Source organism: Salinisphaera sp. Q1T1-3, assembly GCF_003602005.1.
Taxonomy (GTDB): Bacteria; Pseudomonadota; Gammaproteobacteria; order Nevskiales; family Salinisphaeraceae; genus Salinisphaera.
In genome coordinates, this window is the sequence record NZ_QZWD01000004.1 from 142,055 (window position 1) to 153,853 (window position 11,799).

Here is an 11,799-nt window from a genome sequence, read left to right on the forward strand (position 1 = left end):
GTCGCCCGATGTCCCTAGAGACGATCGACGCGCTGGCTGATGTCGAAGGCGATGACCGAATGGGTCAGCGCCCCGATCGAAATGAAATCCACCCCCGTGGCCGCGATTTCGGTGATCGTGGCCATCGAGACATTGCCGGAAGCCTCGAGCCGGGCCCGACCGGCGGTGTGACGCACGGCCTCCTGCATCGCCTCGGGTGTCATGTTATCCAGCATGATGAAGTCGCAGTCAGCCGCCAGGGCCGACTCGAGTTCGGCCATCGAAGTGACCTCGACCTCGACGCCGATCTCGGGCGACTGATTTCGCACGGCCGCCACCGCCGGCGCGATACCGCCGGCCGCGGCGATGTGGTTGTCCTTGATCATCGCCAGATCGTGGAGCCCGAAGCGATGATTGGTGCCCCCACCGATGGCGACCGCGGCCTTGTCGAGATCACGCAGGCCCGGGACGGTCTTGCGCGTATCCAGAATGCGTGCAGGAAAATCGGCAATGGCATCGACATAGCCGCGCGTGGCGGTCGCGATGCCCGACATCCGCTGGGCGATGTTCAAGGCCAGGCGTTCACCGGTGAGCACGGCTCGGGCGGCGCCCGAAAACGCCACGAGTTCGTCGCCGGCCGCGACATGCTGGCCGTCGGCCACGCACGGCTGCCAGTCCAGATCGGGATCGAGATACGCCAGGACCGCCCGGGCTTCGGCCAGGCCCGCAACCACGCCCTCGGCCTTCGCGATCCAGCGCGCCGCCACGCCCCGATCCGCCCCGATGACGGCATCGGTCGTGATATCACCGGGACCGACGTCCTCGGCCAACCAGGCCGCGATACGGGCATCATCGAGCGTTGTCTTGCGTTGATCGATCACGGCGACCTGCTTCAAGAAGAATCCGGAAAGCGACGAAACGGCCGGATACTATGCACCGGTCAGAAGGTCGCTGCCAGCGCATCGCGCCGGACATGCACGCCAATACTTTCAGTACGGGCCAGGGCCGCCCGGACGATGCACCCGGCCAGCGCCGCGCTGCCCCGATCATGCCAGTCGAAATATTCGGCCTCGGCCGCGCCGTCATCGGCCCAGCCGACCGCGCCGGCTGCCAGCTCGGCCTGTGCGCGCTGCAGCCCGTCGGCGTCACGTTCCAAGCCGACGTCGCGCATCAAAAGCGCGCCGCGCGCCGCCCGACGTGCGCGGGCCGTCGACTCGCGCGACACGCACCGACGCATTCCGGCGCCGACTTCGGGCGGCGCGATCGCGCCGCCCAGCCGCTCGGCCGCGTGAGAAACCGCCCGAGCCGCAAAGACCAGACACTCCAGCAATGAATTGCTGGCCAGTCGATTGGCACCGTGAACGCCTGTACAGGCGGCTTCGCCGGCCGCATAGAGACCGCGGATGCCGGTCGCGCCGTCTTCGTCCGTGGCGATGCCGCCGATGCAATAGTGCGCGGCCGGGGCGACCGGGATCGGTTCGCGCGCGATGTCGATACCGGCCGCGGCCACGCGTGCCAGCAGGCCGCCGAATCCGGCCGCCAGCATGGCACGATCCAGATGCCGCAGATCCAGGCCGACCCACGGCCGACCATCGATCGCACAGCGTTGATGGATGGCCGCCGCCACGGCATCGCGCGGCGCCAGCTCTGCCCCCGGCGCGTCCGCCAGAAACCGCGTTCCCTGCGCATCGACCAGCGTGGCACCGGCACCGCGCAGGGCTTCGGTCAAAAGGAACGTCGTCCCGTCCGGACTGTAGAACGCGGTTGGATGAAACTGGACGAATTCCAGCCCGGTTAGCCGCGCACCGGCCGCCGCCGCGAGCGTCAGCCCCGCGCCTGTCGCTCCGGGCGGGTTGGTGCTGCGCGAGAACAATCCGGCATAGCCACCCGTGGCGATGAGCGTGGCCGAGGCCGCGACGGTCATATCGCCAGCATCGTGACAATGAACCTGTGCGCCGACGACACGGCTGTCGTCGACACTGTGGATCAACCGGTGCACGAAGCCGTGCTCGATGACCCGAAGCCGGGGATACCCGGCCAGCCGGGCGACCAGAAACTCGCTCAGCGCCCGCCCGGTCGCCGCGCCGTCGGCGTGTAACACGCGATGTCGCGAGTGCCCGCCCTCCAGTCCGCGCCGCGGCTGTCCGTCTGCATCGCGATCAAAGGGCATGCCGGCTTCGATCAGTTCGGCGACGTGGGTCGCCCCCTCACGTGCCAGAATCGCGACGCGTTCGGCATCGCACCGACCACGGCCGGCGGCCAGCGTGTCGGCGATATGGGAGTCGATGTCGTCATCCGGCGTCGTGACGGCTGCGATCCCGCCCTGGGCCCAGTAACTCGAACCGGAACGCAGTACGCCCTCGGTGACCAGGACCACACGCAATCCGGCGCGCGCCGCACGCCAGGCCGCGAACAGGCCGGCCGCGCCGCTGCCGATGACCAGCAGATCGTTGTCGTCGATACGTTGCATCGTGTCTTCTTTACAGATCGGAGCGGCGACCGGCGTCGCAAGAAATCGAGTGCCGTGCCGAGCGGCCAAGCCGACCATGTCACGGCCGGCGTTGGCGATGGTCTCACATCGATTCGAACCGTCGCCGACACACCGTGACGGTCACGCCCGGCCAGGGCGCCAGCGGTCGTCGGCCACTATCGTTATCCGCCGACACATCAGCGCACGCGACAGGTCGCATCGGCGGCCCCGATGCCGGCCCGCCGATCCCGATCGGCCGCGAACGCGGCCAGACCATCACCGAGCAGACGACGCAGGCCGGCCAGCTGGTCGGCATCGGGCAGAACGCGCCCGTTCATCATGCGCACGCCGAATCGCACAAAGAGATTGTCCAGAAAATCGCCCTGTCCGCTGGCCTGCAGCCGATTGCCATCGTCGCGATCGGTGACCGAGAGTGCCACACGGGCCCCCTGGCCGCCGTCGCTGGCCACGAGCCGCGCCATGAACCGATTGGCGAAGCTGGCCATGTCGGCGGGCATGATCGCATCGAGCATGCCCGCCGGGATGATGCCGAATGCACGGCCGCTGACCCGGGTCTGGGGTACATCAGTGATCCGACCGACGAACCGGGCGCCATTGGCATCGCGCGAAAATCGCCAGTGGGTGACGAGATCGTTCATGTGCACGGTCAGCCCGTAGGCATGCATCGCGGTATCGAGCCGTGTCTCGAACCGACCGCTGCGCGGATCGGCGCCGAGGGCGGCGGCAGCCACCGGCTGGCCGTTCACACTCGGCACGAGATGACCGTCGGCATCGATCCAGGCATCCAGCGTGATGCGCCGGGCCCCGCTGTCCACCGTGTAACGCAGCCACTGGCCGGCCGCGCTCCGCACGGTCAGCTGCGCGGTCATCAGATCGCCGATCCGGTCGAGATAATCCGCAACCGCCGGATAATGCGCGCGCAGCCCGGCCTTGGAAAACGCCGCGTCGTAGTGCAGATGATGCAGACCGGGCGGGCTTGTGTCGCCGTCGGTCAGCGACTCGATCCGTCCGATGCCGGCAAACCATTGCCAGGTGGCCGGCAGCCCGTACCAGAGCTGGGCCATCAATGGCCGGTCGGCCTTGTCGAGCGTGCTGAAGGCAGCATGTGCGGCCTGCTGGGTGTCGCCCGGTGCGCTGACGGTCGCCGGTGCGGCCGTGCGCAACAGCCCTTTGGCAAACGCCTGGGCGACACCCGGCCAGCCGATCGGGCCGATGTTGGCATCCAGTGCGCCGGACAGCGTGAACCCGTCACCTGCATCGGCATCGCCGGCCGGGCGCGCGGCGATGCGGGTCCGGGAATCGCCGGTGTCGGCAAGCGATGTGGTGCGCGCGTCGGCCACCGAGATCACGTAGGCGTTGTCGGTGGCGTGGCTGGCGAAGGTCGCGGCACGCCAGGGCCCGTCGGTTTCCGGCAGCGCCTTGTAGAAGGCCGACAGATCGTAGTCGCGCAGTCCCTGCCAGAGCCGGGATCGCAGCGCCGCCGCCTTCGCATCGGGCGCGCTGTGCGCGGCGATCAGGCGTTCGAGGGCCACCAGCGAATCCAGGCGGCGCAGTGCGGCATCGGCCGGAGGGCCGCCGGCCAGTTCGACGAAAGGCTGCCATTGATCAACCACGAGCGCCGGGGCGCAACCATCCGACGGCGCCGCGTGCGCGAGACCGCCCGTCGCTGCCCATAGCAGCGCGAGTGCTGCGATCCGCATTGTCGACGATGACGCCAAACCGTCTTCCCGTGAGCCGTTCTGCCCGGTACCGCGACTTTACCCGATCACCGCGTGCGGCGCCCGCGTCTCGACGAAGCGGTCGCGCTGGGCCAGACTACGGCGCCGATATCGTGGTCCTGTTGTCATGTCTGTCGCCCGCCGTCTTCGGTTATCCCGTATCGAGGCACGACGCCTGGCCCATCTGGCGGCCCCCATCCTCGGGGCACAGCTGGCCCAGATCGGCATGGGGACACTGGACATCGCCATGTCCGGGCACGTGAATGCCGCGACATTGGCGGCGGTTTCCGTGGGCTCCAGTATCTGGCTGCCGGCCCTGATCTTCATCATCGGGACGTTGATGGGGCTGACTCCGATCGTGGCGCAGGCCGTCGGCGCACGCGACTACCGGGCCATCCGTCCGGCCCTGCATCAGGCGCTGTGGGTTGCTTTCGGACTCGGTTTGATCCTGGCCGTCGGCCTGTACCGGCTGGCCGATGCGCTGCTCGGCCATCTGGACGTGCCCGCTGATGTCGCCGCGCTGGCCGCGCGCTATCTCCAGGCCGTGGCCTTCGGCCTGCCGGCCATTGCCGGCTACGAGACCCTGCGCTTCTATTCCGACGGCCTCGGCCATACGCGTGCCTCGCTGCTGTTCGCGCTGCTCGGACTGGCCGTCAACGCCGTGGCCAACACCGTGCTCATCTTCGGCGGCGATGGACTGGCGGTGATCTTCGGCCCGCATCTGCCGGCCGCGCTCGCGCGGCTGCCCGCGCTCGGCGCCACCGGCTGCGGTCTGGCCACGGCGATCTCGATGTGGAGCATGCTCGTCGGCCTGTTCCTCTATTCCCGCCGCGCGCGCGCCTACGGCCTGGCGCGTATCGGCCGGCCTTTCTCGGCCCCCTCGGCACGGATGATCGGCGAGCAGTTGCGCATCGGCCTGCCGATCGGCGTGTCGATCTTCGCCGAGGTCTCGCTTTTCACGGCGATCACCCTACTGCTCGCCCGCTACGGCGAGGTCGTGGTCTCGGCCCATACCGTGGCCCTGAATTTCTCGTCGGTGCTGTTCATGATCCCGTTGTCGCTGGGATTGGCGCTGACGGTCCGCGTCGGGCAGGCCCGCGGGCGCGGCAAGTATCGCCATGCCCGCTTCGTGGCTTATAACGGCCTCGCCGTGGGTCTGGCGCTGGCCCTCGTGATCGATGCGATCCTGGTCTTCGGCGGGCCGTATGCCGTGGGCTGGTATTCGGACAATCTCGCGGTCCAGCGCCTGGCAATCAATCTGTTGCTTGTGGCCACCGTGTTCCAGTTCTCCGATGCGGCCCAGGTCACCCTGTCGGGCGCGCTACGCGGCTACAAGGACACCCGCACCGTCATGTGGGTGACGGTCTTTGCCTATTGGGTCGTCGGACTGGGCACCGGCCATGTGCTCGGCCGAGGCCTGGGCACCAGCGGGCCCGGCCTTGGCGTGTACGGCTACTGGATCGGCCTGATCGCCGGCCTGTCGGCCGCCGCGGTGCTTCTGGCCTGGCGACTGCGCGCGGTCACACGCGGCCCGCGCGTCCGGGCGATTCAGGTCTGAGCGGCACCGTCCATTCGCCACGGGCACCGCGCTGCGTAGCGCACTGGTAGATTGGGCGTCTGCTTCCGTCGCTTCGATCGCGCCATGCCCTTGCCCGTCCAGACTTTGACCTGCCTGTCGAGACGTCTCGCATGGAGCGCGCTCGGGATCAGCGCGCTCCTCGCCGGCTGTGCCAGCGCCCCCGGCCCGGCCGGTACACCGGCGCGCTCGGCGGCCGGCGCCACGACCACGGCGGCCGATCCGGGCGCCTGGATCGGTCGCTGGCAGGGCACCGGCGCGCGCCGGCTGGATATACATTCCCTGCCGGGCGACGGCAGCGGGTATCAGCTGGTCTTTCGCAATGATCAGGGCGTGCGCGTCACCCACAACGCCACGGCCAGCGGCGGCCGTCTGTTCTACGAAGGCGGCGGGCAGAAAATGTCCCTGCGGCCCGGCACGGGCGCGGAGACGGCCATGCCGGCACTGCAATCGCTGTCGCAGTGTCTGATCACCGTGCCCGGCCACACCGGCTATTGTCGTCGTGCCGACACGGCCGATGCGCTGGCCCTGCAGCACGGCGCGTTCGTCAACGTCCGCCAGGAATGTGGCGAGGCGGCGCCGGCCGATGTGCTGTTCTTCGACGGCCGGCATTTGTCCGATCCGGCACAGCCGACCTGCCAGAGCCGCGTGGTATCGCAGCAGGGCATGGTATTCGGCCTGGCCGACAGCTGCATGCCGGCCTCCGGAACGGCCAACGGCTTCAATGTCACCGTCAGCACGCCGGATTCGACACATGTCGCCGTTACGCCGGTCGGCGCGTCGACGACGCTGTACCGATACTGTGCAACCGGCCTGCTGGCGCCGGGTCTGCAGCAATTGGCGCCGCGCTGAGCAGGTCTCAGAGCGCGGGCAGCTCAGCCTCGATCGCCGCGCGTCGCGGCTCGTACTGCGGCGGCAGGCACAGTGCCTCGCCCAGCGACTCGACCGGCTCATCGACGGCAAAGCCCGGCGCGTCGGTGGCGATCTCGAACAGCACGCCGCCCGGCTCACGGAAATAGACCGATTCGAAGTACTGCCGATCGATGACCGGCGTGGGCGCCAGGCCGGCCTGAGCTGCGGCATCAGCCAGGGCGTTCTGGTGCTCGGTATCGGCGGCCCGGAAGGCGATGTGATGGACCGAGCCCCGGCCGCTGTCGGCGGCCGGCCCGTCCGCGTTCTCGTGCAAGTCCACGCGCGAGCGCGGCCCGTGGCTGCGCAACGCCTCGAAGCGGGCGATCCCGTCATCGCTGCGACGGCTGCGATACCCCAGCACATCGGTGAGCACACGCGCCGTGGCAACCGGATCGGCGCTGGCCACATCGATGCCGTCGAATGCGCCGAGAAGCGCATGCGCGGGCACATCGGTGGCCGTGGCGGGCGCCGGATCGAAACCGCCGGCCACGCCAGCCAGCGCAAAGGCGAAACCGTCCGGGTCGACCGCATGCAGACGCGGCTCGCCGAAACGGCTCGTCTTCGTGACGTCGAGTCCGGCCTCGCGCAGTCGCTGATGCCAGAAACCCAGGGCTTCGGCCGAGACGCGCCAGGCGAGTCGCCGAGCCTGGCCGACCCCATCGCGACCGGCAGCCGCCTGCGGGAACGGGAAGAACGTCAGCGCCGTTCCCGGCTGTCCGTGGCGATCCCCGTAATACAGATGATAGGTGCCGGGATCGTCGAAGTTCACGGTCTTCTTGACCAGGCGCAGACCCAGTGTCTCGGTATAGAAACGACGATTGATCCGCGGCTCGCCGCTGATGACGGTGACGTGATGCAGGCCGGGCGTGGGCTGTGTCATGACGAAAGACGCCTTTGATGACCGCAAATGGGACGGATCAGCATATCGCGTCCAGCCGTGCCGTGATCAATGCCGATTCTCTCGGCGTTCAGTCGCGGGCCGGCTCGGCGCCCCAGCCGCCGGCCCGCCGGGTCGCGATCAGCGCCATCGGACCGAGCGCGGGACGACGAGACACTCACGACCGCCTCATCCGTCGGTGCCGGTGGCCTCACCCGCTTCGTTGTCGTCGGGATGATGCGGCGTCTCGAGCGCGGGACTGGCCGCATCCTCGGTTCGGATATCGCCGTCGAACACCCCATCGATGCGATTGAGTCCGTCCAGAGCGGCCGTGCGATAAGCCTCGGCCATCGTCGGATAGTTGAACGTGGTACTCACGAAATAATCGATGGTATTGGCTGTGCCTGTCTGGCTCATGATCGCCTGGCCGATATGCACGATCTCCGAGGCCTGATCGCCGAAACAGTGGATACCCAGCAGCTCGTGGGTGACCGGGTCGAACAGCAGCTTGAGCATGCCCACCGTGTCGCCGGTGATCTGGGCCCGGGCGGTTTCCTTGAACAGGGCCTGGCCGACTTCGTAAGGCCGCTTGGCCTCAGTGAGCTCGCGCTCGGTCGGGCCCAGCGAGCTGATCTCGGGAATGGTGTAGATGCCCGTGGGCACATCGTCGACCCAGCGGAAGCCGTTGACGGACAGTGCATCGGCACTGGCCGAGCGCCCCTGGCCATAGGCCGCACTCGCCAGACTCGGAATGCCGATGGCATCGCCCACGGCGTGAATATGCGGTTTGGCGGTGCGATACCGGTCGTCGACGGCCAGCTGGCCACGGCCGTTGGGCTCCAGGCCGAGCACGTCCAGGCCCATGTCGTCGGTGTTGCCGGTACGTCCGTTGGCCCAGAGCAGCGCGTCCGCGCGCACTTTCTTCCCGGATTTCAGATACAGCGTCACCCCGTCGTCGTCCGGCGCGATACGCTCGTATTCCTCGTTGTGACGGATCAGCACGCCGTAGGTCAGGCGCAGGTGATAGGACAGCGCATCGCTGATCTCGTCGTCCAGAAACTCGAGCAGTCGCTCGCGGCTGTTGATGAGCTGAACACGCACGCCGATGCCGGAAAAGATCGAGGCGTACTCGCTGCCGATCACCCCGGCCCCGTAAATGATCATCGAACGCGGCGTGAAGCCGGGTTCGAGGATGGTATCGGAGTTGAACACCCGCGGATGCGAGAAATCCACGTCCGGCGGCTCGTACGGCCGCGATCCGGTCGCGATCACCGCCTGCTCGAAGCTGATGGTGTCCGTGGTGCCATTGTCGTGCGTGACACTCAGCCGATGCTCGTCGATGAAGCGGGCGTGGCCGGTCAACACATCGATGCCGTTGCGGGCATAGAAACTGGTCCGCATGTGAACCTGCTGGCCCACGACCCGATGCAGGCGCTCGAGCAGCCAGGTCAACGGCGCGTCGGGCGTGCCCAGGTCGTGGAGCACGCGCGAGGATTGCACCGCCAGCAGTTGCTTGACGGCCTGACGCAGCGCCTTGGACGGGATGGTGCCGCGATGGGTGCAGTTGCCGCCCACATCGGCCTGACGCTCGACCACGGCCACGCGGCGGCCGTGCTTGGCGGCATTGAGCGCCGCGCTCTCGCCCGACGGCCCGGTGCCGATGACGACCAGATCGTATCGCATCTCGGTCATGAAGCATTTCCCAACAAAGTTCGTGATCGCATTCTGTCACGTCGGGCGTGTCCGTCACGTATCCGGCATACGCGCCGTCGGCCGGGCCGGTTGCGACGGCCACGTGCAGCACGCGCCGACCGGGCGGGCTCGTATGCGATCGCGACAAGCCCTACCCTGTGGCCACGGCAATCCAATCAGCACGAATCACGCCATGGCGGATAATCCGAACCCCGACGGCAAGGGCCAGACGCCGGTCCTGTCCGTGCTCAACGACGCCCGCGCCACGCCCGTCCCGGTACCGGCCAAACAGATCGACCAGGTCACGACCGAGCTGTTCACCTCACTCTTCGTGCTGGAGTCGGAGTTCAACTTCAAGCCGGTGCCCGGCAAGCCCTATTATATCTATCGCGACGGCGAGCGCTTCTGGATGGGCATCACGTCCCCGGCGATGATGAGCGAGGCAGTCGGCGGGCGCTTTATCGGCACCGCGGTGCTGCAGGCCGATCTGACGTGGACGCTCACGCTGGCCGATGCGGTCGCGGATGACCCGGCCTTCATGCAGTGGCTGTCGGACAAGCGCGCCGCTTTCGAAAAACGGCTCGGCGAAGCCGAGACCGTCGACGATGTGCTGCCGGTCTACGAATCGCGATTTTCGTTCTATCGTCGCGCCTCGGCCTTCGGCGTCGCGCATTCGTTGTCGCGCTCGATGAGTGCGTCCGGCATCAGCGGACTATCCTACGACGAGGCCCGCGGGCTGCTGTGCAACGACCCGTCGGCGCCCGACTGAGCGGGGCCGTCTCACGCCGACCGCGGATGCGTGCCATGATAGACCCACGATCGACCGACCCACGCTGACGATGCCGTCCGACCCTTCGCGCTTTCTCCCCGGCCTCGCGCTCGCCCTCGTGCTTCTGGCCGCCGGGTTGCCCTCGACCGCGGCCGCGCTCCAGATCACGACGGACTGGCACGAGGAACCGCACGCCGATCCCCAGGGCCAGCTCGCTGCGCCCGTGCTGGCCGCCGCCGTGCGCAACGACGATCACATCTACGAACTGCATCTGATCTGCGGCACCGATCAGTACAACGGCAACGACGACAGCGCGCGCATGGCGGGGCCGGTGCTGGAACTGGCCGTGTCGAGCTTCAACGGCGACGAATCGCATGCCGCCTACGGCGGCGATGCCGATACACCGTACAAGGCCCGGCTGGCATTCGGCCGGATGTCGCCGGTCACCCAGCCGTTTCGTCGCGACGGTTATCCCAACGTCATTTCCGTGGCCTTCGGTGCCGATACGCCGCTGGCCGGCAAACCGGCCGCCCAGCGCCTGGCAACAGCGGCCCGGGCCGGCCAGTCGATCACGATCGGCGGCCTGATCGGCCACGAGACCGTGCGTCTGCCGATCTCCACCGAAAATGACCGCGTCGCCGCTTTTCTGAAGGCCTGCCCGCTCACACGCGCGGCGCGTTAGCCGCCGTCGCGGTTGCCGCCGAGCGCCGCTGCCGTCTCGCGCAGTGTTGCCTCGGTGTCGTCCCAGCCAAGGCAGTCGTCGGTGACCGACTGCCCGTAGGCGAGCTCTCCGCCGAGTGATTGCTTGCCGGCGGCCAGATTGGACTCGAGCATCACACCGACCACGCCGGACTCGCCGCTCTGCCGACGTGCCACGAGATCGGCCAGGACCGCCGGCTGGCGTGCGGCCTGCTTGCCACTGTTGCCGTGGCTGCAATCAACGACGACGCGTGGGTTCTGGCCGGCGATGGTCAGCCGCTCGACCGCCGCGGCCACCGCGCCGGCATCATAGTTCGGGCCGGACCGGCCACCGCGCAGAATGAGATGCGTATCCGGGTTGCCGGGCGTGGCCACCGCCGCCGGCGCGCCCGTCGTGGCGTCGATGCCGAAATAGCACTGCGGGCTTGCGGCCGCGGCCATGGCATCGCAGGCCGAGCCGATCTCGCCCTCGGTCCCGTTCTTGAACCCGACGGCCAGATCGAGCCCGGACATGCGCTCGCGATGGGTCTGGGATTCCGTGGTCCGGGCGCCGATGGCCGCCCAGGCCAGCGTGTCCTCGAGATAATCGGCCGCGATCGGGGTGAGCAGCTCGGTGGCGATCGGCAGACCGAGATCGGCCAGCTCGATCAACAGCTCGCGCGAGACCGCCAGGCCACGGGCCAGATCATTGACCCCGTCGAGGTCCGGGTCGTGCAGCAGCCCCTTCCAGCCGATGGTCGTGCGCGGCTTTTCCACATAGACCCGCATCACGATGAGCAGTTCGTCGGACAGTTCATCGGCCAGGCGCGCGAGGCGGCGACCATAGTCCAGTGCGGCCTGCGGATCGTGCACCGAGCACGGGCCGACAACGACCATCAGACGCGGGTCGTCGCCACGCAGCACGGCCCGGATCGCCTCGCGCTGGGCCGCGATACGGGCACGCGTCATCGCCCCGATCGGCAGACGCTCGGCCAGCGCCGCCGGGCTTGGCAACGGCGTCGCGCCCGTCCGGCCAGCGGTTTCGGCACTATTCAGTGTGGCTACACGGGCAGTCATGGCGCGCTCCGGTTGCGGCCGTCGCACGGA

General features: G+C 68.3%; 9 protein-coding genes and 1 pseudogene. 4 read left to right on the forward strand and 6 right to left on the reverse strand.

Going from position 1 to position 11,799, the window contains the following annotated elements:
- Window positions 1-14: 14 nt before the first annotated feature.
- From nadC to D3260_RS05790, 3 genes are all read right to left on the reverse strand, one after another.
- The gene (nadC, locus tag D3260_RS05780) at window positions 15-875 is read right to left on the reverse strand and encodes a carboxylating nicotinate-nucleotide diphosphorylase (protein ID WP_199671371.1); all 861 of its coding nucleotides are present in this window, start codon (window positions 873-875) and stop codon (window positions 15-17) included.
- A gap of 44 nt (window positions 876-919) precedes the next feature.
- Entirely contained in the window at window positions 920-2,449 is a 1,530-nt protein-coding gene (locus D3260_RS05785) for an L-aspartate oxidase (RefSeq protein WP_158583412.1), read from the reverse strand.
- Between the two features lie 197 nt (window positions 2,450-2,646).
- On the reverse strand, window positions 2,647-4,170 hold the full coding sequence (locus D3260_RS05790; RefSeq protein WP_120097629.1) for a hypothetical protein: 1,524 nt from the start codon (window positions 4,168-4,170) through the stop codon (window positions 2,647-2,649).
- Between the two features lie 145 nt (window positions 4,171-4,315).
- Here D3260_RS05790 and D3260_RS05795 point away from each other — a divergent pair, with 145 nt between their 5' ends.
- Both D3260_RS05795 and D3260_RS05800 read left to right on the forward strand, forming a co-directional pair.
- Entirely contained in the window at window positions 4,316-5,746 is a 1,431-nt protein-coding gene (locus D3260_RS05795; protein WP_120097630.1) for an MATE family efflux transporter, read from the forward strand.
- Window positions 5,747-5,830: 84 nt separating this feature from the next.
- Window positions 5,831-6,616: a hypothetical protein gene (locus D3260_RS05800; RefSeq protein WP_147418111.1), complete on the forward strand. Its 786-nt coding sequence runs from the start codon at window positions 5,831-5,833 to the stop codon at window positions 6,614-6,616.
- Window positions 6,617-6,623: 7 nt separating this feature from the next.
- Here the strand turns inward: D3260_RS05800 and D3260_RS05805 are convergent, their stop codons facing one another.
- Both D3260_RS05805 and sthA read right to left on the reverse strand, forming a co-directional pair.
- Window positions 6,624-7,556, reverse strand: coding sequence for a VOC family protein (locus tag D3260_RS05805; protein ID WP_120097632.1), 933 nt, complete (start codon window positions 7,554-7,556; stop codon window positions 6,624-6,626).
- Window positions 7,557-7,856: 300 nt separating this feature from the next.
- A pseudogene (sthA, locus tag D3260_RS05810) lies at window positions 7,857-9,245 on the reverse strand (Si-specific NAD(P)(+) transhydrogenase); the annotation flags it as partial.
- Window positions 9,246-9,438: 193 nt separating this feature from the next.
- Here sthA and D3260_RS05815 point away from each other — a divergent pair.
- Window positions 9,439-10,014: a DUF2452 domain-containing protein gene (locus D3260_RS05815; protein ID WP_120097721.1), complete on the forward strand. Its 576-nt coding sequence runs from the start codon at window positions 9,439-9,441 to the stop codon at window positions 10,012-10,014.
- Between the two features lie 70 nt (window positions 10,015-10,084).
- Window positions 10,085-10,696 carry a hypothetical protein gene (locus tag D3260_RS05820; protein ID WP_120097634.1) on the forward strand — a complete coding sequence of 204 codons (612 nt, stop codon included), beginning with the start codon at window positions 10,085-10,087 and terminating at the stop codon, window positions 10,694-10,696.
- Here the strand turns inward: D3260_RS05820 and D3260_RS05825 are convergent.
- Entirely contained in the window at window positions 10,693-11,769 is a 1,077-nt protein-coding gene (locus D3260_RS05825) for a 3-deoxy-7-phosphoheptulonate synthase (RefSeq protein WP_120097635.1), read from the reverse strand. The genes D3260_RS05820 and D3260_RS05825 overlap by 4 nt on opposite strands.
- Window positions 11,770-11,799: the final 30 nt, after the last annotated feature.

Bases quoted from the DNA above. Each gene is read 5' to 3' on its own strand.
- D3260_RS05785 (WP_158583412.1), bottom strand. From the start codon at position 2,449: ATGCAACGTATCGACGACAACGATCTGCTGGTCATCGGCAGCGGCGCG.
- D3260_RS05790 (WP_120097629.1), bottom strand. From the start codon at position 4,170: ATGCGGATCGCAGCACTCGCGCTGCTATGGGCAGCGACGGGCGGTCTC.
- D3260_RS05795 (WP_120097630.1), top strand. From the start codon at position 4,316: ATGTCTGTCGCCCGCCGTCTTCGGTTATCCCGTATCGAGGCACGACGC.
- D3260_RS05800 (WP_147418111.1), top strand. From the start codon at position 5,831: ATGCCCTTGCCCGTCCAGACTTTGACCTGCCTGTCGAGACGTCTCGCA.
- D3260_RS05805 (WP_120097632.1), bottom strand. From the start codon at position 7,556: ATGACACAGCCCACGCCCGGCCTGCATCACGTCACCGTCATCAGCGGC.
- D3260_RS05815 (WP_120097721.1), top strand. From the start codon at position 9,439: ATGGCGGATAATCCGAACCCCGACGGCAAGGGCCAGACGCCGGTCCTG.
- D3260_RS05820 (WP_120097634.1), top strand. From the start codon at position 10,085: ATGCCGTCCGACCCTTCGCGCTTTCTCCCCGGCCTCGCGCTCGCCCTC.
- D3260_RS05825 (WP_120097635.1), bottom strand. From the start codon at position 11,769: ATGACTGCCCGTGTAGCCACACTGAATAGTGCCGAAACCGCTGGCCGG.